Source organism: Sandarakinorhabdus sp., assembly GCF_032115815.1.
Taxonomy (GTDB): domain Bacteria; phylum Pseudomonadota; class Alphaproteobacteria; order Sphingomonadales; family Sphingomonadaceae; genus Sandarakinorhabdus.
The window spans coordinates 1-24373 of record NZ_JAUMBI010000057.1 but is presented as its reverse complement, the minus strand read 5'-3'; the positions used below and the strand labels follow the sequence as shown (position 1 = coordinate 24373).

25 protein-coding genes are annotated in these 24373 nt (G+C 66.3%); 12 read left to right on the top strand and 13 right to left on the bottom strand.

All coding sequences use genetic code 11. The features are described 5' to 3' along the window. Positions 1-254 (top strand): DUF1295 domain-containing protein (locus RT662_RS03495; protein ID WP_313669195.1); only part of this gene is annotated, 254 nt, incomplete at its 5' end. A gap of 5 nt (positions 255-259) precedes the next feature. Here RT662_RS03495 and RT662_RS03490 read toward each other — a convergent pair. The 6 genes from RT662_RS03490 to RT662_RS03465 form a co-directional block, all read right to left on the bottom strand. Beyond that, positions 260-1687: an FAD-binding oxidoreductase gene (locus RT662_RS03490; RefSeq protein WP_313669194.1), complete on the bottom strand. Its 1428-nt coding sequence runs from the start codon at positions 1685-1687 to the stop codon at positions 260-262. After that, positions 1684-1917: a ribbon-helix-helix domain-containing protein gene (locus RT662_RS03485; RefSeq protein WP_313669192.1), complete on the bottom strand. Its 234-nt coding sequence runs from the start codon at positions 1915-1917 to the stop codon at positions 1684-1686. Before RT662_RS03485 ends, RT662_RS03490 begins: the two co-directional genes overlap by 4 nt. Positions 1918-2052: 135 nt before the next feature. Continuing rightward, entirely contained in the window at positions 2053-2775 is a 723-nt protein-coding gene (gene phbB / locus RT662_RS03480) for an acetoacetyl-CoA reductase (protein WP_313669190.1), read from the bottom strand. Positions 2776-2877: 102 nt separating this feature from the next. Further along, positions 2878-3903, bottom strand: coding sequence for a ferrochelatase (gene hemH / locus RT662_RS03475; RefSeq protein ID WP_313669188.1), 1026 nt, complete (start codon positions 3901-3903; stop codon positions 2878-2880). Next, positions 3900-6092, bottom strand: coding sequence for a molybdopterin cofactor-binding domain-containing protein (locus RT662_RS03470; protein ID WP_313669186.1), 2193 nt, complete (start codon positions 6090-6092; stop codon positions 3900-3902). Before RT662_RS03470 ends, hemH begins: the two co-directional genes overlap by 4 nt. 59 nt (positions 6093-6151) lie before the next feature. Continuing rightward, positions 6152-6637: a peroxiredoxin gene (locus RT662_RS03465; RefSeq protein ID WP_313669184.1), complete on the bottom strand. Its 486-nt coding sequence runs from the start codon at positions 6635-6637 to the stop codon at positions 6152-6154. A gap of 114 nt (positions 6638-6751) precedes the next feature. On the opposite strand from RT662_RS03465, the gene RT662_RS03460 reads away from it, so the two are divergent. Then, positions 6752-7312: a YqgE/AlgH family protein gene (locus RT662_RS03460; protein WP_313669182.1), complete on the top strand. Its 561-nt coding sequence runs from the start codon at positions 6752-6754 to the stop codon at positions 7310-7312. A 60-nt stretch (positions 7313-7372) separates the two neighbouring features. Here the strand turns inward: RT662_RS03460 and RT662_RS03455 are convergent, their stop codons facing one another. Beyond that, complete coding sequence (locus RT662_RS03455) at positions 7373-7744, bottom strand: VOC family protein (RefSeq protein WP_313669181.1); 372 nt, start codon at positions 7742-7744, stop codon at positions 7373-7375. A gap of 189 nt (positions 7745-7933) precedes the next feature. Here RT662_RS03455 and rpmI point away from each other — a divergent pair, with 189 nt between their 5' ends. The 4 genes from rpmI to pheT all read left to right on the top strand — a co-directional run bounded on the left by rpmI (position 7934) and on the right by pheT (position 12033). Further along, positions 7934-8137: a 50S ribosomal protein L35 gene (gene rpmI, locus RT662_RS03450; RefSeq protein ID WP_017666847.1), complete on the top strand. Its 204-nt coding sequence runs from the start codon at positions 7934-7936 to the stop codon at positions 8135-8137. A 12-nt stretch (positions 8138-8149) separates the two neighbouring features. Continuing rightward, positions 8150-8515, top strand: a complete 366-nt coding sequence (gene rplT, locus RT662_RS03445; RefSeq protein WP_022679287.1) for a 50S ribosomal protein L20 — start codon at positions 8150-8152, stop codon at positions 8513-8515. 87 nt (positions 8516-8602) lie between these two features. Next, positions 8603-9673, top strand: coding sequence for a phenylalanine--tRNA ligase subunit alpha (gene pheS / locus RT662_RS03440; RefSeq protein ID WP_313669174.1), 1071 nt, complete (start codon positions 8603-8605; stop codon positions 9671-9673). Then, complete coding sequence (gene pheT / locus RT662_RS03435) at positions 9670-12033, top strand: phenylalanine--tRNA ligase subunit beta (protein ID WP_313669172.1); 2364 nt, start codon at positions 9670-9672, stop codon at positions 12031-12033. The genes pheS and pheT overlap by 4 nt, the downstream gene beginning before the upstream one ends. Before the next feature lie 3 nt (positions 12034-12036). Here pheT and RT662_RS03430 read toward each other — a convergent pair whose 3' ends face one another. Beyond that, positions 12037-12723, bottom strand: coding sequence for an OmpA family protein (locus RT662_RS03430; RefSeq protein ID WP_313669171.1), 687 nt, complete (start codon positions 12721-12723; stop codon positions 12037-12039). A gap of 129 nt (positions 12724-12852) precedes the next feature. Here RT662_RS03430 and RT662_RS03425 point away from each other — a divergent pair, with 129 nt between their 5' ends. Both RT662_RS03425 and RT662_RS03420 read left to right on the top strand, forming a co-directional pair. Beyond that, positions 12853-14166 carry a hemolysin family protein gene (locus RT662_RS03425; RefSeq protein ID WP_313669169.1) on the top strand — a complete coding sequence of 438 codons (1314 nt, stop codon included), beginning with the start codon at positions 12853-12855 and terminating at the stop codon, positions 14164-14166. Next, positions 14163-14537, top strand: a complete 375-nt coding sequence (locus RT662_RS03420; protein WP_313669168.1) for an energy transducer TonB — start codon at positions 14163-14165, stop codon at positions 14535-14537. The genes RT662_RS03425 and RT662_RS03420 overlap by 4 nt, the downstream gene beginning before the upstream one ends. Here RT662_RS03420 and RT662_RS03415 read toward each other — a convergent pair. The 4 genes from RT662_RS03415 to purD all read right to left on the bottom strand — a co-directional run bounded on the left by RT662_RS03415 (position 14534) and on the right by purD (position 19466). Continuing rightward, positions 14534-15100 carry a dihydrofolate reductase family protein gene (locus RT662_RS03415; RefSeq protein WP_313669167.1) on the bottom strand — a complete coding sequence of 189 codons (567 nt, stop codon included), beginning with the start codon at positions 15098-15100 and terminating at the stop codon, positions 14534-14536. The two genes, RT662_RS03420 and RT662_RS03415, sit on opposite strands and share 4 nt — an antisense overlap. Before the next feature lie 4 nt (positions 15101-15104). After that, positions 15105-16823 (bottom strand): M20/M25/M40 family metallo-hydrolase, encoded by a 1719-nt coding sequence (locus tag RT662_RS03410; protein WP_313669166.1) that lies wholly within the window; start codon positions 16821-16823, stop codon positions 15105-15107. 291 nt (positions 16824-17114) lie between these two features. Next, positions 17115-18185, bottom strand: coding sequence for a phosphotransferase family protein (locus RT662_RS03405; protein WP_273434849.1), 1071 nt, complete (start codon positions 18183-18185; stop codon positions 17115-17117). Between the two features lie 24 nt (positions 18186-18209). Then, the gene (purD, locus tag RT662_RS03400) at positions 18210-19466 is read right to left on the bottom strand and encodes a phosphoribosylamine--glycine ligase (RefSeq protein WP_313669164.1); all 1257 of its coding nucleotides are present in this window, start codon (positions 19464-19466) and stop codon (positions 18210-18212) included. Positions 19467-19541: 75 nt separating this feature from the next. Here purD and xseA point away from each other — a divergent pair, with 75 nt between their 5' ends. Genes xseA through RT662_RS03385 form a run of 3 tightly spaced genes read left to right on the top strand, consistent with a single transcriptional unit; the run spans position 19542 to position 22071 of the window. After that, the gene (gene xseA / locus RT662_RS03395) at positions 19542-20993 is read left to right on the top strand and encodes an exodeoxyribonuclease VII large subunit (protein WP_313669162.1); all 1452 of its coding nucleotides are present in this window, start codon (positions 19542-19544) and stop codon (positions 20991-20993) included. Beyond that, positions 20993-21214, top strand: coding sequence for a DUF2093 domain-containing protein (locus RT662_RS03390; RefSeq protein WP_313669160.1), 222 nt, complete (start codon positions 20993-20995; stop codon positions 21212-21214). Before xseA ends, RT662_RS03390 begins: the two co-directional genes overlap by 1 nt. Next, positions 21214-22071 carry a M23 family metallopeptidase gene (locus RT662_RS03385; RefSeq protein WP_313669158.1) on the top strand — a complete coding sequence of 286 codons (858 nt, stop codon included), beginning with the start codon at positions 21214-21216 and terminating at the stop codon, positions 22069-22071. Before RT662_RS03390 ends, RT662_RS03385 begins: the two co-directional genes overlap by 1 nt. Positions 22072-22078: 7 nt before the next feature. Here the strand turns inward: RT662_RS03385 and RT662_RS03380 are convergent, their stop codons facing one another. Next, a complete protein-coding gene (locus RT662_RS03380) occupies positions 22079-22627 on the bottom strand; it encodes a hypothetical protein (protein ID WP_313669157.1) in 549 nt (182 codons plus the stop codon). A 109-nt stretch (positions 22628-22736) separates the two neighbouring features. On the opposite strand from RT662_RS03380, the gene RT662_RS03375 reads away from it, so the two are divergent. Beyond that, on the top strand, positions 22737-24373 hold a 1637-nt coding region (locus tag RT662_RS03375), incomplete at its 3' end, for a CocE/NonD family hydrolase (RefSeq protein ID WP_313669155.1).

Below are 24373 nucleotides of genomic sequence, written 5' to 3'. Positions count from 1 at the left end.
CCGGGCTTTGGCGCTACACCCGCCACCCCAATTATTTCGGCGACTTCACCGCCTGGTGGGGCATCTTCATCGTCAGCATCGCCGCCGGTGCGCCGTGGTGGACAGTGGTGGGCCCGCTGTTCCTCAGCTTCACGCTCACCAAATGGTCTGGTGCGCCGCTGCTGGAGCACAGCCTGAAGAAGCGCCGGCCGGGCTATGAGGATTATATCCGCCGCACTTCAGGTTTCTTCCCGCTGCCGCCAAAGCGCGGCTGACCGATTCAGGCTGGCCGCGCCGGCAGGATATTCTGGTTGGACCGGAACAGATTGTCCGGATCGACGCGGCCCTTGATCGCCGCCAGGCGGGGATAGTTGACACCATACACATCGCGGATGCGCTCGGGCGAACTGGGCGGCAGATAGTTCACATAGGCCCGCCGCGCCCACGGCCGCAGTGCAGCGCCATGCTCGGTCACCCAGTTCACCGCACGGTCCCGATCCTCGGGGCGGTGCCATTCGGCGGAAATCATGCTGCTCAGACCAGTGCCGCGCAGCGGATAGGCGGTTTCGGTCATGCCGATGCGCGCCGCCTTGCCGTTGGAAAGCCCCATCAGGATGGCGCCAAAGCCGCGCCCGGCCAGCGCCGCCCGCTCAAGCACGGCAGCCAGCGCGTCGTCTACGCCTTCCAGAAAGGCGGCATCAACGGCCAGGTTGGTCGTTTCCCACACCTCGCCGACCGGATCGAGCCGGGTTGGCGACGATCGGGATTCGGCGCGTGGGAAGGCCTTGTGCAAGGTGGCGAAATAATCCGCCGCCATCGCTTCACTGCCATAGACACGGCAGCCCATCGCGGCACCGGTCGCAGGATCAACCTCAAAGCCCATGCGGACATGATCAGGCGCCGTGCGCATCAGTTCGCCGAACATACGCATGGCCGCACCGATATCGGTCCAGCCAAAACGGAAGCCCAGATTGTGCGACGGCAAGATCGGATGCAGCTGCAGATCAAGCCGCGTGACGACCCCGAAATTGCCGCCGCCGCCCCGGATCGCCCAGAACAGATCGGCGTTACGGTCGGGCCCCAGCTCCAGCACATCGCCATCGGCCGTCACCATCTGGGCGCCGATGATATTGTCACAGGCGGTGCCGAACAGGCCGCGCGCTGCGGTATCGCCGCCAGCCAGCGCCAGGCCGGCCACGCCCACCTCGCCACAGGCCCCCATCGGCGTGATCAGCCCTTGCGCATAGGACGCCGCCAGCAATTGCCGGATGCGGGTGCCGCCGCCCACCGAGGCGATGCGGCGCTGCGCATCAATCGTCACCGTGTCCAGCATGCCCAGATCAACCTGCAGCGCGCCATCGGCCACGCCCCAGCCGGCATAGCTGTGGCCGCCGCCACGAATGGCGACCGGCAAGGCATGACGGCGGGCAAATTCCACACAGCGCCGCACATCATCAACATCGGCGCAGCGTGCCATTGCCAGCGGGCGGCGATCATAGACCTTGTTCCACACGCGGCGGGCATCGTCATATCCGGCGTCGGCGCTGGTCAGGAACCGCCCGCGCACCTGGCGAGACAGGCCGGCCAGATCGCCCGCGGCAGCTTCGGCCGCCAGTGCCGGCGCCGCCATGCCGGCAGCGACTGCCAACCCAGCCTGCAACAGGTTGCGCCGGCTCCAGGCTGCGGCCACGCGTGCGTTGCCAATCATTCGCCCATTCCCCCTTGGCCGGCACCACCGCCGCGCGCGCGTTCGAACAGCCACACGCGCACCGCGCTCGACAGGTTGGTGGTGCGCGCTTCGTCGATTTCGGCAACGAGTGCGGCCAGCGATTTTCCATCGCTGGCCGCCGCCTCGTTCAAGGCCTGCCAGAAGATCGGTTCCAGGGTCAGGCTGGTCGAATGGCCCTGGATGGTGAGGCTGTATTTCTTCGGGCTCATGGCGCCTTGGTGGGAAGCGCCGCGGGCAAAGCCCGCGGCTGACGTCAGACGGGTTAGCCGGGCTTCATGCCCGGCGCCCCGCTAGTAGAGCTTGCACCTGTCGGCGCGCGGAACGCGCGCTCGCGGTGCTGCGCATCAATACATGTGCTGCCCGCCGTTGACCGACATGGTGGAGCCCGTGATGAACCCCGCCTCCTCGCTCACCAGGAAGGCGACGGCCCGCGCAATCTCGCTGGCCTGGCCCAAACGGCCGACCGGGATCTTGGCCACGATCTTGGCCAGCACATCCGGCGGCACCGCGGCGACCATGTCCGTATCGATATAGCCCGGCGCAATCGCGTTGGCAGTGATGCCGAACTTGGCGCCTTCCTGCGCCAGCGCCTTGGTGAAGCCGTGGATGCCCGATTTGGCAGCGGCATAGTTCACCTGGCCATATTGCCCGGCCTGGCCGTTGATCGAACCGATCTGCACGAAACGGCCGAAACCGCGTTCCTTCATGCCCGCAAACGTTGCCTTGGCCATGTTGAAGCAGCCGCCCAGATTGACGCGGATCACCTCGTCCCAGGCTTCCCAGCTCATCTTCATCAGCGTGCCATCGCGGGTAATGCCGGCGTTGTTCACCACCACATCAATGGGGCCCAGCTCGGCCGCAACGGCAGCGCAACCCTGAAGGCAGGCCTCGTGATCGGCGACATTCCACTTGTAGCTCTTGATACCGGTCTTTTCGGTGAAGGCGCGCGCCTTGTCATCGCTGCCGCCATAATTGGCCGCCACCGTGAAGCCCATGTCGCGCAGTGCGACGCTGATCGCCTCGCCGATGCCGCGCGTGCCGCCCGTGACCACTGCTACCCTTGCCATATGCCGCCCATCCCTTCGTTCCCAAGACACCAGAAGACGCCTGTTCAATTTGCAGGCTTAAGAAACATCTTGGGCCGGATTGGCGACCGATTCAATGGGGCTTTACAGCCAACCCGCCAGTTCACGGCGCACAATGCTTTCCAGCATTGCCATGCCGGTGTCGCTATCATTCAGACAGGGAATATAGGCGAAGTGCGTGCCGCCGGCCTCGATGAACTCGTCACGGCCTTCCATCGCCACTTCTTCCAGCGTTTCAAGGCAATCGGCAGCAAAGCCCGGGGAGACGACAGCGATTTTCTGCACGCCTTCCTTTGGCAGGTTCAGCAACGTGTCATCAGTATAGGGCTTCAGCCATTCAGCGCGGCCAAAGCGCGACTGGAAGGTCACCTTGACCTTCATCCCCAGCGCTTCACCCAGCAGACGGCCGGTTTTCATGCACTGGCAATGATAGGGATCACCCGCTTCCAGCGTGCGCAGCGGCATGCCGTGGAAACTGGTGAGGATCAGATCAGGCACGAAATCCAGCCTGGCCACCCCATCGCGGATCGATTGCGCGAGCGCTGCAATATGATCGGGATTGTCAAAATAGGGCGCCATGGTGCGCAGCGTTGGCTGCCACCGCATGTCCATCAACGCCCGGGCGGCATCATCCACCACCGTGGCGTTGGTTGCCGCTGAATATTGCGGGTACAACGGCGCCAGCAGGATGCGATCGCAACCCGATTGCATCAGCGCCGCCAGCCGATCGGCGATGCTGCGCGTGCCATAGCGCATGGCCCAATCGACCTGCACGGCCGCACCCAGCCGCACCTGCAAGGCCGCCGCCTGGCGCTTGGTGTACACCGTGATGGGCGAACCTTCGTCCATCCACACCTTGGCATAATTGGCCGCCGTGGTGCGCGGGCGGATGTTCAATATCAACAGGTTGAGGATCGGCTGCCACAGGATCTGCGGAATTTCGATCACGCGGCTGTCAGACAGGAATTCGCGCAGGAAGCGCTTCACCGCCGGCACATCAGGCGCATCGGGCGAGCCAAGATTGACCATCAGCACGCCGATCCGCCCGGTCTTCACCGGCGTGTGATCGGCCGGCAGTGCGGCCGGCGGCAGGATCAGCGGGCTGGTCATGCGGCGAAGAAGGGCAGGTTGCGCCAGCGCTTCCCCGTCGCGGCAAACAGCGCATTGGCGACAGCCGGCGCGATCGGCGGCGTGCCCGGCTCGCCAATGCCGCCGGGATCAGCATCAGACGCGATGATGCGCGTTTCGATTTCGGGGCAATCGGCCATGGCGACAAGCGGATAGGCGTGAAAGTTGGTCTGCACCACCTTGCCAGCGTCAAAATCGATGCGGCCAAAAAGCGCGGCCGACAGGCCATAGATGATGCCGCTTTCGATCTGCGCCACCACCGTATCAGGGTTGATCACTCGCCCGCAATCGACTGCCGCCCACAGTTTCGTAACGCGCGGGCGCTGTCCGGGTGTCGTCTCCACCTCGGCAATCTGCGCGACGATGCTGCCGAAACTTTCCACCAGGGCGATGCCGCGGCCCACCGCCGGATCATTTGGCCCGTCACCGCCATCACGCCCCAGCGGCCCGCCCATTTCCATCACGGCCTGCAGCACGGCGGCATGGCGCGGCTTGTCCTTCAGCATGGCGAGGCGGAAGGCAGCGGGATCAACGGCAGCGGCGATCGCCAGTTCATCGACGAACGATTCAACGATGAAGCCCGTGAAGCTGTGGCCAACACTGCGCCAGAACCCCAGCGGCGCAGCGCAATCAGCCAGACAATGCTGCACGCGGATATTGGGAATGACATAGGGCAGTTCCACCGCGCCTTCGATGGCGCCGGCGCCGGCCGATGGGCTACCCATCAGGCTGCCAATATTGCGGCCCGCGAACGCCGCGCCAACATCCGGCACGGCAATCGCCGCGTTCCAGCCGGTGATGCCGCCGGGTGCCGCCTTGCCATGCAGGCGCGCCGCCACGGCCGGGCGGAACATGTCGTGGGCGAAATCCTCCTCACGGCTCCAGATCAATTGCACCGGGCGCCCTGCGGCGCGGGCGATCAACGCGGCCTGCGCGCAGGCATCACCTTCCACCTTGCGGCCGAAACCGCCGCCGATCAGCGTCGGGTGAATGATCACATCATCGCCATCGATATCGAGCGCGCGGGCCACGGCGCGGGCGGCCAGGCTGGCGCTTTGCGTGGGCGCCCAGATTTCAGCGCGATCATCCACCACACGAGCCGTGGCGGTCATCGGTTCCAGGCAGGCATGGGCAAGGAAGGGCAGGCTGTATTCGGCCGTGAGCACGCCGCGCTGCAGCGCCGTCGCCACATCGCCTTCGTCGCGCACCACTTTGCCCACCGTGCCTTGCGGCCCGAACGGCTTGCCATCTGCGGCCAGCGCGCCGCGCACCGCCGCGATCTGCCAGGGGCCTGGCGGGTCCTCACCCTTCTGCCATTTGATCGGCAGCGCCGTCACCGCCTTGTGCGCGGCATACCAATTGTCGGCCACGCAGGCGACGAAGCCGGCTGCCTCCACGAGGCGAACACCTGGCGGCAGAGCAACTTTACCCAGCGGTGCCGGGGTGGCGCCCAGTGGCCCCTGCGCAATGGCAGCAAAGCCCATGCCGGGCAGGCGCACATCGATGCCGAAGCGCGCCGAACCATCAACCTTGGCCGGAATGTCGAGCCGCAACACTGGCTGCCCGGCGAGCTTGCGAACCGTGCGCAGCGTCGGCTCCTCCGGCGCATCATCGGGATCAAGATCGGCAATGACGTCATGGAACGGCAGGCGATTGGCCTTGTAGATCACGAAGCCGCCGGCGGTATCCACCTCGGTCCAATCCACCTGCCAGCGGCGGGCGGCGGCCTTCACCAGCATCTCGCGCGCCGTCGCCCCCGCAGCGCGCAGCGGCATTTCCCAGGCGCGCACGCTGTTGGAACCGCCGGTGATCTGGAAATCGAGGAACCGCGCCACGCGCTGGCCGGCGCCCATGATCAGGCTGCGCATCGGCTCCGACTGGCCGGCAGCCGCGCCCAGCGCCAGGCCGGGATTGGCGTAATCCGGTCCAAGCGGTGCCGGCTCCACACCCACCGTCTGCCAATCGGCGCCCAGTTCATCGGCGATGATCTGTGCCAGTGCCGACCAGATACCCTGGCCCATTTCGGCCTGCGCCACCGCCACGGTGATGCGGCCATCGGCGCCGATCTTCAGATAGGCATTGATCAGGGTTTCATCCGGCCCAGCCGCCCAGTTCAGTCGGGACGCACGCGGCCACACCGCCCAGCCGATGGCCAGGCCAGTGCCGGCCACCGCCGCAATCAGCAGATTGCGACGGGTAAGGCCGTTCTTGCGCGGGGCGGGCTTCAGGCTCAGGCCAATTGCCCCAGCAGATGTTCGGCCGACGACACACCGAACGCGCCGGGCGGTTCGATGTTGAGTTCGGCCACCTTGCCGTCCTTGACGATCATCGAGAACCGCTGACCGCGCACGCCCATGCCATAGGCGCTGCCATCAAAGGTGAGGCCCAAGGCCTTGGAAAAATCGCCATTGCCATCGGCGATCATCGTCACCTTGCCATCGGCGTGGGCCGATTTGCCCCACGCCGCCATCACGAAGGCATCGTTGACCGACACGCACACCACTTCATCGACGCCCTTGGCCGCCATGGCTTCGGCATTGTCGACATAGCCTGGCAAGTGGCGGGCCGAGCAGGTGGGTGTGAAGGCACCGGGCACCGAGAACAACGCCACGGTGCGGCCGCCAAACAGTTCGGCCGTCGTCACCGGAGCGGGGCCATCGGCGGTGGCCTTCACCAGAGTCATCGCCGGAATCGAATCACCAACCTTGATCGTCATTGGGCATCTCCTGCCTGCAAAACTGCGAGTTGTTCCTAGCCTTGGCCCCAACGCGCGTCCAGCGCGTGCGGCTGCAAAGTTGTCTGGAGTCCAGCGCGGGCCTATGGTGGGCGCGTGGAAACCCCGCCTTTTCTTTCCGGCCAGTTGCTGCTGTCGATGCCCGGCATCGGCGACGACCGCTTTGACCGCACGGTGATCGCCATGTGCCTGCATGATGAAGGCGGCGCGCTGGGCCTGGTGGTCAACCGGCCGCACCCGGATCTGCGGCTGCACGGGCTGCTGGCCCAACTCGACATTGATCCCGGCGTGGTGCCCGATGCCCTGGTGCTGGAAGGCGGCCCGGTCGAACCCGGCCACGGCTTCGTGCTGCACGAGGCAGACTATGCTGCATCCGGCACCATAAGGGTGGGCAATGCCTGGGCCTTCACCTCCACGCTCGATGTGCTGCAGGCGATCGCGCGCGGTGATGGGCCGAAACGCTGGCACATGGTGATGGGCTATGCCGGCTGGGGCGCCGGCCAGCTCGACATGGAAATGCGCCAGCATGGCTGGCACCTCGCGCCGGGTGACGCAAAGACCGTTTGGGACACGCCCATCGACAAACGCTGGGAGCGCGCCTTTGCCCTGACCGGCGTGGCAGTGGCCAACCTGTCGGCCACACCGGGCAGAGCCTAGCCCATCACGCGCCGCGCCGGAACGCGGCTCACCCCATCACGCGCCGCGCCGAAACGCGGCTCACCCCATCACGAACGCGTTCAGCTTGTTGCCATCCGGGTCGCGGAAATAGCCGGCATAGAACCCGGAATCGCCGCGCGGGCCGGGCGGGCCTTCATCGGTGCCACCATGCGCCAGCGCGATGGCGTAAAGCCGGTCCACCTGGGCCTGATCCTTGGCTTCAAACGCCACCATCACGCCATTGCCCACGCTGGCCGCATTGCCGTCAAACGGCATTGTCGCCGCGATGCCGGCAGCGCCGCCGGGCGTGCCCCAGGCGATGAAATTGTCGAACTCCATCATTCGCCCCACCCCCATCTCGGCGGCGATCGCATCATAGAATCGGGCGGCCCGCGCCAGATCATTTGTACCCACGGTGACATAGCCGATCATGTGTCTGCTCCCTTCCCTTGCGGAACGTATAGAACGTAACAAGAACAAATCCGAGTCGGCAAGCAGATTCCGCCCTCAGGGTTGCGTGCCTCCACCCAACAAGCTATGGCGCGCCCTTCGCATGAACCGAACGGCCTGGCTGAAGGGCTGCCATGGCCGTTTTTGATGCGTCTTTAAAAGGAGACCGAAATGCCCAAGATGAAGACCAAGAGCGGGGTCAAGAAGCGCTTCAAGATCACCGCCACCGGCAAGGTGAAGCATGGTGTGGCCGGCAAGCGCCACCGCCTGATCAGCCACAACGCCAAATATATCCGTCAGAATCGCGGCACCGATGTGCTCGCCAAGTCCGATACCGCCCGGGTGCATGCCTGGGCGCCGTACGGCCTGAAGTAAGGGAGGAAACCCATGCGTATCAAACGTGGTGTAACCACCCGCGCCAAGCACAAGCGCATTCTCGACGCCGCCAAGGGCTTTTACGGCCGCCGCAAGAACACCATCCGCATCGCGCGGCAAGCGGTGGAAAAGGCCGGCCAGTACGCCTATCGCGACCGCAAGGTAAACAAGCGCAATTTCCGCGCTCTGTGGATCCAGCGCATCAACGCCGCCGTGCGTGAAGAAGGCCTGACCTATTCGCAGTTCATGAACGGCGTGAAGATCGTTGGCCTGCAGATCGACCGCAAGGTGATGGCCGATCTGGCCATGAACCAGCCGGAAAGCTTTACCGCCATCATCGGCCAGGTGAAGGCCGCTCTTGAGGCGAAGGCCGCGTAAACCTTACGCAGCCGACAAGCTGAAAGGGGCGCGCGCCTTCACTGGCGCGCGCCCCTTTTGCGTTTTTCATACTCCGACAGGCTTTTCATGACCGACACCAGCCAGTTGCAGGCCGATACATTGGCCGCCATCGCCGCCGCCACCACGCCCGAGGCGCTGGAGGCCGTGCGCGTCGCTGCCATGGGCAAGCAGGGCAGCATCACCGCCCTGTTGAAGACGCTGGGCGGCATGAGCCCAGAGGAGCGCGCCGTGAACGGCCCGGCCTTCAACGGCCTGCGCGAAACCGTCACCGCCGCGCTGGCCGCCAAGAAAGCCGCGCTCGACGAAGCCGCGCTGAACGCCAAGCTGGCTGCCGAACAGCAGGATATGACCCTGCCCGTCGCCCTGCCCACCGCCGGCTCCATCCACCCGGTTTCGCAGGTGATGGACGAACTGGCTGAAATCTTCGCCGATCTGGGTTTCGCCGTCGCCAGCGGCCCGGAGATCGAGGACGATTGGCACAATTTCAGCGCGCTCAACATCCCGGAAAGCCATCCGGCGCGCGCCATGCACGATACCTTCTACATCGATGGCCAGCCGACCATGGTGCTGCGCACGCACACTTCGCCGGTGCAGATCCGCACGATGATGAGCCAGAAGCCGCCGATCCGCATCATCGCGCCCGGCCGCGTCTATCGCAGCGATTCCGATGCCACCCACACGCCGATGTTCCACCAGATCGAAGGCCTGGTGATCGACAAGGGCATCACGCTGGCGCATCTGCGCTGGACGCTGGAAACCTTCATCAAGGCGTTCTTCGAGGTGGACGACGTCGTGCTGCGCTTCCGCCCGTCCTACTTCCCGTTCACCGAACCATCGGTGGAAGTGGACGTGGGTTACAACAGCAAGACCGGCAAGCCGGCCGGCGCCGGCCAGGTCGATAAATGGCTGGAAGTGCTGGGCAGCGGCATGGTGCATCCGCGCGTGATCGAAGCCTGCGGGCTGGACCCCAACGAATGGCAGGGCTTTGCCTTCGGCACCGGGGTCGATCGCCTTGCCATGCTGAAATATGGCCTCACCGATCTGCGCGCCTTTTTCGATGGCGACATCAAGTGGCTGAAGCACAACGGCTTCTCGGCCTTTGACCTGCCCTCCATTTCTGCTGGAGCCGTCTCGTGAAGTTCTCCCTGTCCTGGCTCAAGGACCATCTAGACACCAGCGCCAGCGTCGACGAGATCGCCGCGGCGCTGACCGGCTGTGGCCTGGAAGTCGAAGGCATCGAGAACCCGGCGGAAGCGCTGGGTGCCTTCACCATCGCGCATGTGCTCACTGCCGAGCGCCACCCGCAGGCCGACAAGTTGCAGGTATTGAGCGTCGATACCGGCAGCGGCGAGCCCATGCAGGTGGTGTGCGGTGCGCCGAATGCACGCGCCGGCATGAAGGGCGTGTTCGGCGCGCCCGGCACCTATGTGCCCGGCAGCGGCATCACGCTGAAGGTGGCGGCGATCCGCGGTGTCGAATCAAAGGGCATGATGTGTTCCATGCGCGAGCTGGAATTGTCCGACGAGCATGACGGCATCATCGCCCTGCCCGACGATGCGCCGGTGGGCGCGCGCTATGTCGATTGGGCGGGCCTCAATGATCCGGTGTTCGATATCGCCATCACGCCGAACCGGCAGGAGTGTCTGGGGATTCTTGGCATTGCGCGCGATCTGGCCGCGGCCGGCATCGGCACGTTGAAGGCCCGCAGCATCGCGCCGGTGGCCGGCAGCTTCCCGATGCCGCGCCCGATCACCATCGAGGACGCCGAGGGCTGCCCGGCCTTCGCCGGCCGCATCGTGCGCGGCGTGAGCAACGGCGCCTCGCCGGACTGGCTGCAACGCCGCCTGCGCGCCGTGGGCCTGCGCCCGATCTCGGCGCTGGTCGATATCACCAATTTCCTGAGCATCGACAGCGGTCGCCCGCTGCACGTCTATGACGTCGCCAAGCTGAACGGTGGCCTCACGGCCCGCCGCGCCCGCGCTGGCGAAAGCGTGCTGACGCTGAACGGCAAGACCTATGCGCTCGACGAGACGATGACGGTTATCGCCGACGACGCCGACGTGCACGACATCGGCGGCATCATGGGCGGCGAACACAGCGGCTGTTCCGAATCCACCACCGACGTGCTGATCGAAGCGGCGTATTTCACCCCGGAACGCATCGGCACCACCGGCCGCGCGCTCGGCATCAACAGCGACGCCCGCGCCCGCTTCGAGCGCGGCGTTGATCCGCTGTTCGTCGTGCCTGGCCTGGAACTCGCCACCAAGATGGTGCTCGAACTGTGCGGCGGCGAGGCTTCGGAAATGGTTGTCGCCGGCCAGATTCCCGACACAAGCCGCAGCATCGCCTATCGCCCATCGCGTGTGCTCGGCCTCGCCGGGCTGGACGTCGGCGAAGACGAGCAGGCCGATATCCTCACCCGGCTCGGCTTCGGCGTGACGCGCGGCGACACGTGGCAGGTTTCCGTCCCGTCCTGGCGCCGCGATGTCGATGGCGAGGCTGATCTCGTCGAGGAAGTCGTCCGCATCCACGGCCTCGACAAGGTGCCCGCCACGCCGCTGCCGCGCGCTGAAGGCGTTGCCGCCCCAACCGCCACCCCGCTGCAGCGCACCCAACGCCGCCTGCGCCGCGTGCTGGCCAGCCGCGGCCATGACGAAGCCATCACCTGGAGCTTCCTGCCGCCGGCCGAGGCCGATGCCTTCGGCGGCGCGGCGTTCAACCTTGCCAACCCGATCTCGGCCGACATGGCCGCCATGCGCCCCAGCCTGTTGCCCGGGCTGCTGTCCGCCGCCGCCCGCAACATGGATCGCGGCGCATCCTCCGTGCGCCTGTTCGAACTTGGCCAGCGCTATCTCGCCGACGCCGAGCGGCCGACCGCTGCCATCCTGATGGCCGGCGAAGCCCGGGGGCGCGACTGGCGCTCCGGCCCTGCCACCAAGCCCGACGCCTATGACGCCAAGGCCGAAGCCCTCGCCGCGCTCGCGGCACTGGGCGCGCCCGTGCAGCGCCTGCAGGTCGTCGCACCGGCGGACGGCTGGTGGCACCCCGGCCGCGCTGGCCGGCTGGTGTTGGGCAAGGTGGCGTTGGCCGATTTCGGCATCATCCACCCCCGCACCTCGGCGCAGTTCGACGTGAAGGGGCCGGTGGCCGCCGTCGAGCTCTATCTCGATGCGCTGCCGCCGCGCAGCCGCAAGCGCGAGGCCTGGGCGCCCAGCCCGCTCTTGCCGCTCAGCCGCGATTTCGCCTTCGTGGTCGATGCCAGCCTGCCGGCCGAAAGCCTGCTGCGCGCGGTGGCTGGTGCCGACAAGGCACTGATCGCAGGCGTCAGCCTGTTCGACCGCTACAGCGGCCCCGGCATCGAACCGGGCAAGCTCAGCCTTGCCGTCGAAGTCACGCTGCAGCCAACGACGGCCACCCTGACCGAAGCCGACATCGAAGCGGTGTCGGCCAAGGTGGTGGCAGCAGCGGCAAAGCTGGGCGCGACGCTCAGGAGCTAGGCCTCAGGAATTGGGGCGCGCCACGTCCGATTGCGTCACCGGTGACAGTCGGATTTCCACCCGGCGGTTCTGCGCGCGGCCAGCGTCGGTGTCGTTGGTCGCCACCGGCATTTGCGCGCCATATCCGCGCGTTGCCATGCGCGCACGCTGCACGCCCTGATATTGCAGATAATCTGCCACCGCGCTGGCGCGGCGATCCGAAAGCGGCTGATTGATCGCGTCACCGCCGGTTGAATCGGTGTGGCCGGTCACATCGATGAAGGTCGATTGATAACTCGCCAGCGTCTTCGCGACCTGATCGAGCGCCGGGCGCATGTCCGGTCGCACGCTGGACTCGTTGGTGTCGAACGCGATGCCCGAAGGCAGCTTGATGGCAATTTCGTCGCCGCGCTGTTCCACTTCGATGCCGCTGCCGGCCGTGCGCTGCTTCAGTTCGCGCGCCTGTTTGTCCATGTAACTGCCCACAGCGCCGCCGGCGATGGCACCCACGCCGGCCCCGATAAGCACTTCAGCGCGATTATTGCGCCCGCCAAGCAGCGCGCCGAGCAAGGCGCCCGCACCCGCGCCAGCCGCTGCCGTGCCGGCCGGCCGCGAGATGCGCCTGTCGCCGGTTTCGGGGTCGGTAACGCAGCCACCAAGCGCAAGGGCACCGGATAGCGCGGCAATCATGATTACATTCTTCAACGTCATTCTCCTTCGCAGCCACTACGCCCCGAAACGCGTGTGGCTCCATCATGAACGGGCTTTGCAGCGCCGCCCTGCTTCCCGTATGAAGGCATTGAGCGGGCACCCTGGCCCCGCGTTATGTGCCCGGAGCCAATGGCCCCCTTCCCCTGGCTGGACGCCGCGATCATCGCCGGCCTGATCCTGCTCAACGGCTTTTTTGCCATGTCGGAACTGGCCATCGTTTCGGCCAGGCGGCCACGACTGCGCGGGTTGGCCGAACGCGGATCGCTGGGCGCCAAAACCGCGCTGACGCTGGCGGAGGATTCAAGCCGCTTCCTGTCGGGCGTGCAGATCGGCATCACGCTGGTGGGCATCATCAACGGTGCCTATTCCGGCGCCACGCTGGCGGTGCCGGTGGGGGATCGGCTGGCACTGTGGTTTGGCCTGCCGGCGCATCTGGCCGAAGAAACCGGCTTTGCCGTGGTGATCGCGATCGCCACCTATCTCTCGCTGATCGTTGGCGAACTGGTGCCCAAGCAGTTCGCACTGCGTTCGCCCGAAGCCATCGCCGTGCTGGTGGCGCCGATCATGCTGCAATTTGCACGGCTCACCACGCCGTTTGTCTGGGTACTCGACCGGTCGAGCAAGCTGGTGTTCCGTCTGCTCGGCCAGAGCCGCGAAGGCGACCAGACGGTGACCGAAGAGGAACTGCGATCGGTGGTGGCCGAAGCCACGACTGCCGGCGTCATCGATGCCGAGGAAAGTGACATGATCGCCGGCATCATGCGCCTGGCTGACCGGCGCGTGCGCGGCGTGATGACCCCGCGCGGCGAAGTCGAATGGATCGACGCCGACGCTGATGAGGCCGTGGTGCGGGCGCGTCTCGCGGCCACCCCGCACAGCCGCATCCTGGTGGCACGCGGCGGCGTGGACGACATCATCGGCGTGCTGCAGGCGCGCGACGTGGTGCAGGCGCTGATCGAAGGCAAGCCGCTTGATCTGGCGGCGCTGGCGCGGGCCGCCCCCGTGCTGCCCGACGTGATCGACGCCGTGGAAGCGCTGAACGCGCTGCGCGATGCCGATATTCCGATGGCGCTGGTGCATGATGAATATGGCCATTTCGAAGGCATCGTGACCCCGTCCGACGTGCTGTCGGCCATTGCCGGCGCCTTCCGCAGTGATGTCGATGATCATGATGATCCGCCCGCCGTTGAGCGTGATGACGGCAGCTGGCTGATATCGGGTGCGCTGCCGGTGGACGAACTGGGCTACCTGCTGGGCGTGCCCCTGCCCGAGGAGCGGGACTATGAAACGGTTGCGGGCCTGGCGCTGGAACAATTGCGCCACCTGCCGCAAACCGGAGAGAAGTTCCGCGTGGGGCCGTGGCAGTTCGAGATCATCGACATGGATGGCCGCAAGATCGACAAGTTGCTGGCTAGCCGGAAGCAGGATGGAGCCTCTGCATGAATCGGGCCGCGCTGCTGCTGATGGCGCCGGTGCTGATCGCCGCCACACCGCCGCAGCCGAAGCAGGTGATTCTCGACAGCGAAGCCTATCCCGAAGCGGCCCGCAACGCCGGGGTGGAGGGTGATATCGCCTTTGATCTGGCGATCGATGCCAAGGGCGTGGTGACCGGTTGCACGGCAACGAAGGGTGCCGATCTGCCCGCTGGCCTGGCCGCCGACGCCTGCGCACTGGCCAGAATCAACTGGCGCTTCCTGCCGGCACGCGATGATGCCGGCAAGAAAGTGCCGGGCACCGTGCATTATGCCATCGCCTTCCGCATTTCCCTTCGCTGCCCGCCGCCCGATGGGCAGACGGTGTGCGTGTTTCTCTAGGCCGCCGGGTGATAAACCAGCGCCATGGCGCCGCCGCTGAAGTGCTGCGCGGACGCGAGTTGCAGGTCGAGCGGCTGGGGCAGGCCGGCGAACAGCGCCACACCAGAACCCAGCGCCACCGGGCAGAGCATCAACTGAAATTCATCAACCAGCTTGGCTGCGGCCAGCGCCTGCGCAAAAAGCGCGCCGCCCAGCACGCGTATGTCACCGCCGGGTTGCGCCTTCCAGTGCGCCACCGCGTCGGCAAGCTCTCCACTGGCGATGAAGGGGTTGGCCCATGATCCGTCAGCAGCAGCTGCGCCGGCCCGGCTGCGGCTGAACACCAGCTTGGGCGTGGCATTCATAACAGCGGCGAACGGCGATTCCGCCGTGGGCCAATAGCCCGCCATATCGGCGAAGGACCGGCTGCCCATGGCGATCAGGCCGGCTTGATCCAGTTGCGCAATGACCCAGGCATCGGTGGCATCGTCACCGCTGCGGAAGATCCAGTCCTCGCTGCCAGTGCCGCTGCTGACAAAACCATCCAGCGACACGAACATGCCGAGGACGAGACGGCGCGCCACAACGTCAGCCCTGGCTCTTCTCGGTGCCGGCATAGGGCGGCACCGAGGGCGCGCGCTCATCAAGATTGACCCACAGGGCCAGGCACGCTGCCAGCAGCACCGCAACGCCACCTGCCAGCACCGCCGGCCGGCGGTTGCCAAGGCTGCCCGGGCCATCGGGCGTGAGCGGCGCCAGCAGCGCCAGCACCGGGATCAGCAGCGGCACGGTGGCATAGGGCAAGGGCGCGCCGATGCCGAGGAAGGCGAAGTGGAACAATTCCGCCCCCAGCGCGAGGCCGGGAATGGCGAGCAGCGCCGCCGGGGCGACCTGCGCCATGCCCGTGGCGCCGGGCCGCGCGCCCAATGCCGCAGCGATGGCCGCCAGCAGCGCCGGCCAAGCCAGCACTGGCCCGGCTCCGGGCAGCACGATCTGCGCGACCAGGGCGCCGGCGAAGCACAGCGCGACCCACGTGAGCCAGCGATCCCACAGGCTGCCGGCCGGCGCGGCCGCCAGGAACATCAGCACGGCCAGCGCCGCCAAGGCCGCAACCACCTCCAGCCGCGGCAGGGCGGCGAGCCGGTCATAATATTCGGCCCCCACACTGCCCGACAGCAGGTTGAGGCCGAACATCAACAGCCCGGCGATGATCAGCGCCAGCACGGCCTGGCCCAGCGCCATCAGCATGCCGCCCAGCGTCCATTCGGCCCGCCGCCAGTAGCCTGCCAGCAGCAGCAGACCGGCGATGCCCGCCAACAGTCCCCAGCCGGTCGCGGGGGAATAGGCGATGATGCCGATCAGCGGCGCACTGGCAAAGACGGCGTTTTCGCTGCGGGCGGGCAGTTCGGCGGCGGTGACAAGATCGCGGGTGATGGCCAGCGCGCTATCCCCCAGATGCTGAAGCGCGCCCTGATCCAGCCGGTCCGGTGTCATCAGCGGGCTGTGATAGCCCCAGGCGTCGCCGATGAAGGCGAAGTTCAGCCCGGCCTGGCCGCGCAGTTTCACCGGCGTGAAATCGGTATCGTTGGGCAGGCTTTCATAGAGAGTGACAGCCAGGCTGCTGGCCGAAGCGCCCGGTGCGACAGCAGCAAGGCGGCGGACGAGATCGCCGTTCTTTGGCCCGGTCTGGAACATCATCGCCCGGCCGCCGCCGCCACGCGCTTCCAGGTTGATCGTGACGCCAATGCGCTCTGCAATCGGATCAGCCGCCGCACCCGGCGCAAAGATGGCCCGCGCACCGACCAGGCCCAGTTCTTCGGCATCGGTGAACAGCAGCACCAGATCGCGGGCCTGCGTGGCCTGCGGAATGGCACGCGCCACTTCCAGCGCGGCGGCGACACCGGCGATATCATCGGCCGCCCCCGGAGAGGCCCACACCGAATCATGGTGCGCCAGCAGCGCGACTGCCGGCGCGGCGGAATCCTTGCCGGCGCGCACCGCAACAAGGCTGATGGCGGGTGCGTTGGGGTTGCCGCCCCATTTCGCCAGCCGCTGCGCCGGTTTCTCGGCCAGCGGCGTGACGACACGGCGGGTGGTGAAGCCCAGCCCGGCCAGCCGGCGTTCCATTTCGGCAATGGCCGCCAGATTGGCCGGCGAACCGGTGGGGTGGGGTTCGCGGGCCAGCACCCGCACATCGGCCATGGCACGGCCGGCGCTGAACTGATCGGCCGGCGCACTGGCATCAACCGGCGTCGGCGTCTGGATTGTCCACCAGCCAAGCAGCAGCCCGGCCACGAGGGTAGCCAAGAAAAGCGGCCAGCGGTTCACGCGCTAGAGTCCAAACTCAATCAGGATAGGGGCCGGCATGGGCCGGAGCGGCGATATGGCGAGGCGCGGGCGCGCAGGCGGGGCTTCGCCCCCCGGCAAGCGACCGCAACGACGCCATACCGCCGCTCCGGCCCACCCTGCGGGCGTTGTCAGGAAGTCCGATAGCGCGCTCGTTCGGTTGCCAGATAGCGCTGCTATCTGGCTGCACTCACTCACTTCTATCGGACTTCCTGACAACGTGGCGACCCCTATCCTGATTGAGTTTAGACCCTACTTCGCCCCCAGTTTCTGCGCCTGTGCCCACGCCAGATCAGCCAGCGCCTCGAATCCTTCGGCGCTTTTCTTTGCATGGGCCGATGTGGCGGTGCCGCGGATCACCCGGCCCTTGATGCCGTGGATGATGCCGGCCAGCCGGAACATGTTGTAGGCAACATAAAAATCAATGTCGGGGATGCCATCGCGGCCGGTGCGGCGGCAATAGGCGTCGATATATTCCGCTTCCGAAGGCAGGCCCATCGCTTCCAGATCATTGCCCACCAGGCCCGTCGTGGTGCTGGGCGGCATGCGATACATCATCAGGTGATAGGAAAAATCCGCCAGCGGATGGCCCAGCGTCGAAAGTTCCCAATCCAGCACCGCCAGCACGCGGGGTTCGGTGGGGTGGAAGATCATGTTGTCACAACGATAATCGCCGTGGACAATGGCCACTTCATCGCCCGGCGGGATGTTGGCGGGAAGCCATTCCACAAGCTTGTCCATCGGGCCGTAACGCCCAGCGTCGACGTCTTCGAGATACTGCTTGGACCAGCGCCCGATCTGCCGCGCGAAATAATTGCCCGGCTTGCCGAAATCGCCGAGCCCAGCCGCCACCGGATCGATCATGTGCAGATCGGCCATCGTCTTGTTCATGGCGTCGAAATAGGCGCGGCGCTCGGGCTTGGGCACGTTGGGGAAGGTCGTGTCCCAGATCACCCGGCCGTCCACACAGTCCATGATGTAGAACCAGGTGCCAATCACGTCATTGTCCTGGCACAGGCCAAAGGTGCGCGCGACCGGGAAGCCCTGCGCGTAAAGCGCGGTGATCACCTTGTATTCGCGGTCCACCGCGTGAGCAGAGGGCAACAACTGGCCCGGCGGCTTGCGGCGCAGCACATAATTCTGGCCGGGCGTGATCAGCTTGTAGGTCGGGTTCGATTGCCCGCCCTTGAACTGTTCGATGCTCAGCGGGCCGGCATAGCCTTCCACGTTGGCCTGCATCCACTCGGCGAGGCGGCCGGCGTCGATCTCCTGGCCGGGACGCACCGCACTGGTGCCCGAAAACTGCTCTTGCCGATCGCTCATCGCGCCTCTCCCGAAACGGCGGAATCAGGCGGTCTTGCCGATATCCCGCCGGAAATGGCCGCCGTGCCATCTTATCTTGCGAATAGCCGCATAGGCCAGCGCGCGCGCCTCGGAAATATCATGGCCCAGCGCCGTGATGTTGAGCACGCGGCCGCCGGCGGCGACCAGCCTGCCATCCTCGCTGCGCTTGGTGCCGGCGTGGAACACGTGGCAGCCCAGCGCTTCGGCCGCGCTGATCCCATCGATCACGGTGCCGGCCACTGGCCGCCACGGATAGCCCTTGGCGGCCATCACCACCGTCACCGCTGCATCCTTGCTCCACACCGGATCAACCGCGCCAAGGCTGCCGGTCGCGGCCGCCCACATCAGTTCGACCGCATCCGATTCCAGCCGCAGCATCAGCACCTGCGCTTCGGGATCACCCAGCCGCACATTATACTCGATCAGCATCGGGCCATCGGTGGTGAGCATCAGCCCGGCATAGAGAAAGCCTTGGAACGGCGTGCCGCGCGCCTTCATCGCCGCCAGCGTCGGCAACACGATGCGCTCCATCGCCTGGGCTTGCAGGGCGGGCGTCAGGCGCGGGCTCGGGGAGATCGCGCCCATGCCGCCGGTGTTCGGGCCCTCATCGCCATCGCGCAGCCGCTTGTGATCCTGCGCCGTGGGGAGCACCCGCACGGTTTCGCCGTCGGTGAGGATGAACAGGCTGGCTTCCGGCCCTTCCAGGCACTGTTCCACCACCACCGGGCCATGAATCTCGGCCAGCGCGGCGAGGCCTTCCTCGTTGGATTCGGCCACCGTCACGCCCTTGCCGCCGGCCAGGCCATCGGCCTTCACCACCACCGGCAACGGGTGGACGGCGACATAATGATGGGCATCGGCCGCACTGGCGAAACGCCGAAACCGCGCCGTGGGAATGTCATGCTGCGCGCACAGATCCTTGGTGAAGCCCTTGGAGGCTTCCAGTTCCGCCGCTGCCGCCGAAGGGCCAACCACCGGCACGCCAGCGGCACGCAGCGCGTCGGCAACGCCGGCCACCAGCGGCGCTTCCGGGCCGACGACCACCAGCGCGATGCCATTGGCCGCCACGAAATCCACCACGGCCTTGGGGTTGGTCACATCGAGCGCCACGCACCGCGCCACTTCGGCGATGCCGGCATTGCCCGGCGCGCACAGCAGCCGGCCGCAACGCGGTGACTGCTTCAATTTCCAGCACAGCGCATGCTCGCGGCCTCCGCCGCCCAGCACAAGGATATCAACAGATTCGGGGCATGCACTCATGCGCCCTTCCCTATCATGCCAAAATGTCGCGGCAAGGCGGTTTCCCGGTGGCCATCCAAGGTTTAAGGAAGCCAAGTGAACGAAATCCCGGACAACACCCCCGAATACAGCGTCAGCGAGATCGCCGGCGCGCTGAAGCGCACGGTGGAAACCGCCTTTGGCCAGGTGCGCGTGCGCGGCGAGCTTTCGGGATTCCGCCGCCAATCCAGCGGCCATTGGTATGGCAGCCTGAAGGACGAACGCGCCCTGATCGATCTCGCCATGTGGCGCGGGCCGGCGGCAAACCTCTCCTTCCGCCCGGAAGACGGCCTGGAAGTCATCGTCACCGGCAAGCTCACCACCTATCCGGGCCGTTCCAAATATCAGCTGATCGTCGAATCGATGGAGCCGGCCGGCGTTGGCGCGCTGCTCGCCCAGATCGAGGCGCGGCGGCTGAAACTGCAAGCCGAAGGCCTGTTCGATCCGGCGCGCAAGCAACAACTGCCGTGGCTGCCCGGCGTGATCGGCGTCGTCACCAGCCCCACCGGCGCCGTGATTCGCGACATTCTCCACCGCCTTGCCGACCGTTTCCCGCGCCGCGTGCTGGTGTGGCCGGTGGCGGTGCAGGGCGAAGGCAGCGCCGCGCAGGTCGCCAATGCCATCGCCGGCTTCAACGCCATTCCCGCCGGCGGGCCTATTCCGCGCCCCGATCTGATCATCGTCGCGCGCGGCGGCGGCTCCATCGAGGATCTGGCGGCCTTCAACGAGGAAAATGTCGTGCGCGCCGCCGCCGCCAGCCAGATCCCGCTGATCAGCGCCGTGGGCCACGAGACCGATACGACCCTGATCGATTACGCGTCGGACTGGCGCGCGCCCACCCCCACCGCAGCCGCCGAACGCGCCGTGCCGGTGCGCGCCGAACTCGCCGCCTCCATCGCCATGATGGCCGGCCGGCTCGATGCCGGCGTGGTGCGCGGCTGGAAACAGCGCCGTGAACGCAGTGTCGGCCTCGCCCGCCGGCTGCCGCAGCCGCGCAACCTGATCGGGCTGGTGGCGCAACGCATCGACGATCTTGCCGAACGCCTGCCCAATGCGCTCAACGCCCGCGCCGCGCAGGTGGCCTTGCGCCTGACCAATGCCGGCAGCCGCCTGCGCCCCGCCCTGCTCACCGCGCGGCTGGAACGCAGCAGCGAACGGCTGGCCGGCGCCTCGGCGCGGCTGGCCCCGGCGCTGGCCCGGCCATTGAATGCGGATGCACAGAAACTCACCCGCATCGGTGCCGGCTTGCGGCCGTTCCTGATCGAATCGCGGCTGGCCACGGCGTCCGCCAGGCTGGCACAGGCGACACGCATGCTGGACAGCCTCAGCCCGCTCGCGGTTTTGGCCCGCGGTTATGCCATTGTCACCGGCCCGGATGGCCATGTCGTCGCCTCCGCCGGCGCTGCCGCCGCAAAGCCGAGCTTGACGATCCGCTTTGCAGATGGCGAAACGCCTGTCTTCACGTCAAAGCCCATTGGGCCTGTCCCGCCGCAGGGGAGTTTGTTCTGATGCTCGATCGTTTCGGCCGCCCGGCCAAGCTGCTCTATGAATCGGGCAGCTATCGCATCGTCGAAGCCGGCGATCATGTGCTGTGCGCCGTTACCGGCCAGCGCATCAACCTGGCGGCCCTGCGTTACTGGAGCCACGAGCTGCAGGAAGCCTATTTCAGCGCCGATCTCGCCAGCAAGCGCTATGCCGAAATGCGCGCCAAGGGCATGTTTCCCGCGTGATGCGCTATCTGGCCCTACCCGTGCTGGTGGCGACCGCCGCCATCACTGGTGCGGCCGCGCCATTGCCGCTGGCCGTCGCCCAGCCGCTCACGGCCGTGCAGGGCCAGTTGCTGATCACGTCGCTGCCCGCCGGCAGCCACGATCTGCGGCTTGATGGCCAGCCGGTGCATCTGGATGGCGATGGCCGCTTCATGGTTGGAGTCGATCGCGATTTCACCGGCACCAAAAGCCTTGAGTGGGTCACAAAGGATGGCCGCAGCGCCCGCCGCGATCTGGTGGTAACGGGGCGCGAATGGGTGATCGATCGCCTGCCCGCGCGCCTGAACCCGCCGGCCGATCCCAACGCGCCGCGCAACCTGGAATATGAGGCCCGGCGCGAGGCCGAGGTGGCGCAAGTGAAGGCCGCCCGCGCCGAAATCTCGCCCTGGCCGTTCTGGCGCGCGCCCTTCCAGTGGCCAGCCACCGGGCGCATCTCCACGCACTTCGGCGCCCAGCGCGTTTATGGCGATATCCCGGCCAGCTATCATGGCGGCATGGACATCGCTGCCCCGCACGGAACGTCGGTAAAAGCGCCCATCCCCGGTGTGGTGCGGCTGGCGGCTGGGCCGTTCATGCTGGAAGGCAATCTGATCATCATTGATCACGGCCGCGGGCTGTTTTCGGCGATGATGCACCTTTCAAGGATGGACGTGAAACCCGGTGACATCGTCGCCCAGGGCCAGGTGATTGGCCGCATCGGTTCCACAGGGCGTTCCACCGGGCCCCATTTGCACTGGGGCATGACCTGGAACGGCGTGAAGGTCGATCCCGAAGCCCTGCTGCCGCCGATGCCGGCAAAGGACGCGGCCGGGCGCTGAGCGCCGCTTATTCCACCACGCGCTTCACCCGCACTGCCAGCTGGCCTTCGACATTGGCGAGATAGCTGCCCATCGCGGCGCGGCGGATGCGGATCTTCATGCCCGGCTTGGGATCGCGGCGCAGGTTGATGGCGTCGGTCTGCAGCCAGGTGCTGCCGTCATCCAGCACGAAACGCCAGCCAGCGGTGCGGCTGGGCCGGGCGGCGGTGATGGTCGCCTCGATCTCGGTCAGCGCGCCGCGCTCGTCCTTCTTCTCGCCTTCGGCCACTTCGTCCTTGTCGGCGCCGAACAGGTTGAAACTGGGCAGCGCCAGCCCGAACAGGCCGCGCCGCGCCTTCTTCACCTCTTCCTTGTCGGCCACCAGCACATCACGGTTTTCCACCGCGCCGGCCAGGGCGGCCACGCCGGCATCAAGGCAGGCCAGCCGCGCCGTCGCATCGGTGAGGGCGCGGCAATCGAGCAGTTTCTGCACCACGGCGGGCGAGGCCGGCTTGGGCTTGTCGGCAGCGGCGGCAGGAGCGGCGATCAGCAGGATGGCAAAAGCAGCAGTGCGCATGGGTGAACCTCGTATCTCTCTGCGCCCTTCGATACGCCATCGCCGCGATACCGCCAACTGGCTTGCCGCTGCGCCTGCCACAGGCCATGACAGAAAAAACGGAGGGGACATGACCAAGACGATCGCACTCAGCCTGCTGCTGGCCACCGCTGCAACGGCACAGACACCCACTATGCTGCCGGATATCGGCCCCAAGTTCGAAGCGGTCACCCCGGCGGCCGATTATATCCGCCGCGAAGTGATGCTCCCGATGCGCGACGGGGTGAAATTGTACACGGTGATCGTGATGAAGAAGGGCACAGCCAATGGCCCGATCCTGCTGACCCGTACGGTGTACAACGCCGGCAAGAACACCTCGCGCAATCCCAGCCAGTCCATCACCGAGACCCTGCCGATCAGCGATGCCGAATTCGTGACCGATGGTTACATCCGCGTTTATCAGGATGTGCGCGGGCGCAACAAATCCGAAGGCGATTATGTGATCACCCGGCCGCTGAAAGGGCAGCTGAACAACACGCAGACCGATCACAGCACCGATGCCTATGATACGATCGACTGGCTGGTGAAGAATGTGCCGGAAACCAACGGCCGCGTTGCCATCACCGGATCGTCTTACCCCGGTTTCACCAGCCTGATGGCGCTGGTCGATCCGCACCCGGCGTTGAAGGCCGCCGTGCCGATGTCCCCCATGGTCGATGGCTGGATGGGCGATGATTGGTTCCACAACGGCGCCTTCCGCCAGACCATGCTGGATTATTTCACCGGGCAGACCGCGACCAAGGGCGATGGCGATCCCGTCGCCATGGGCAAGCGCGATTATTATGCCGAGTTCCTCAGCGCCGGATCGGTGGGCGGCTATATCGCCCGCTATGGCCTCGATACACTGCCCGGCGTGAAGAAACTGATGGAGCACCCATCGTACGACAGCTGGTGGCAGGGCCAGGCGCTCGACAAGATTTTGGGCGCCCGCCCGCTGACCGTGCCGACCATGCTGGTGGTGGGCCAGTGGGACCAGGAAGACAGCTATGGTGCCCCGGCCGTCTATCGCGCGCTGGAACCCAAGGACACGGGCAACAAGATGCTCAGCCTGGTCATCGGGCCATGGCGGCATTCGGGCGTGAATTATGATGGCTCATCGCTGGGCGTGCTGAAGTTTGCCGGCGACACTGGCCTGCAATTCCGCCGCGACGTGATGAAGCCGTTCCTCGACAGCCATCTGAAGGCCGGCGCGCCAGCCTTCGACACGCCGCCGGTGTTCACCTATGCGGTGAATGCCGACAAATGGCAGCGGCACGACCGCTTCCCCGCTGGCGAGACGGTGAACCTCTATCTTGATGACCGCTTCAGCCTGTCCCTGAACGCGCCCGCCGCGAAAGCTGCCCATGATGATTATGTGTCAGACCCGGCCCACCCGGTGCCGTTCGTGCCGGTGCCGGTGAACGTGCGCGACCGCACGGTGTGGGGACCATGGCTGGTGAGCGACCAGCGCCATGCGAGCGTCCGGCCTGATGTCGTCACCTATGTCTCCCAACCGCTGAAGGCGCCACTGCAGATCCATGGCCAGCCGGAAGCCAATCTGTTTGCCAGCACATCGGGCACCGACAGTGACTGGGTGGTGAAGCTGATCGACGTCTTCCCCGAAGAAAACAGCGCCCAGCCCGATCTGGCCGGCCTGCAACTCGGCATCGGCATGGAGATTTTCCGCGGCCGTTACGTGAAGAGCTTCGAGAAGCCCGAACCGCTCAC

Coding starts and splice junctions, on each gene's coding strand:
- RT662_RS03490 (WP_313669194.1), bottom strand. CDS start 1,687: ATGATTGGCAACGCACGCGTGGCCGCAGCCTGGAGCCGGCGCAACCTG.
- RT662_RS03485 (WP_313669192.1), bottom strand. CDS start 1,917: ATGAGCCCGAAGAAATACAGCCTCACCATCCAGGGCCATTCGACCAGC.
- phbB (WP_313669190.1), bottom strand. CDS start 2,775: ATGGCAAGGGTAGCAGTGGTCACGGGCGGCACGCGCGGCATCGGCGAG.
- hemH (WP_313669188.1), bottom strand. CDS start 3,903: ATGACCAGCCCGCTGATCCTGCCGCCGGCCGCACTGCCGGCCGATCAC.
- RT662_RS03465 (WP_313669184.1), bottom strand. CDS start 6,637: ATGACGATCAAGGTTGGTGATTCGATTCCGGCGATGACTCTGGTGAAG.
- RT662_RS03455 (WP_313669181.1), bottom strand. CDS start 7,744: ATGATCGGCTATGTCACCGTGGGTACAAATGATCTGGCGCGGGCCGCC.
- rpmI (WP_017666847.1), top strand. CDS start 7,934: ATGCCCAAGATGAAGACCAAGAGCGGGGTCAAGAAGCGCTTCAAGATC.
- rplT (WP_022679287.1), top strand. CDS start 8,150: ATGCGTATCAAACGTGGTGTAACCACCCGCGCCAAGCACAAGCGCATT.
- pheS (WP_313669174.1), top strand. CDS start 8,603: ATGACCGACACCAGCCAGTTGCAGGCCGATACATTGGCCGCCATCGCC.
- RT662_RS03430 (WP_313669171.1), bottom strand. CDS start 12,723: ATGACGTTGAAGAATGTAATCATGATTGCCGCGCTATCCGGTGCCCTT.
- RT662_RS03425 (WP_313669169.1), top strand. CDS start 12,853: ATGGCCCCCTTCCCCTGGCTGGACGCCGCGATCATCGCCGGCCTGATC.
- RT662_RS03420 (WP_313669168.1), top strand. CDS start 14,163: ATGAATCGGGCCGCGCTGCTGCTGATGGCGCCGGTGCTGATCGCCGCC.
- RT662_RS03405 (WP_273434849.1), bottom strand. CDS start 18,185: ATGAGCGATCGGCAAGAGCAGTTTTCGGGCACCAGTGCGGTGCGTCCC.
- purD (WP_313669164.1), bottom strand. CDS start 19,466: ATGAGTGCATGCCCCGAATCTGTTGATATCCTTGTGCTGGGCGGCGGA.
- RT662_RS03390 (WP_313669160.1), top strand. CDS start 20,993: ATGCTCGATCGTTTCGGCCGCCCGGCCAAGCTGCTCTATGAATCGGGC.
- RT662_RS03385 (WP_313669158.1), top strand. CDS start 21,214: ATGCGCTATCTGGCCCTACCCGTGCTGGTGGCGACCGCCGCCATCACT.
- RT662_RS03380 (WP_313669157.1), bottom strand. CDS start 22,627: ATGCGCACTGCTGCTTTTGCCATCCTGCTGATCGCCGCTCCTGCCGCC.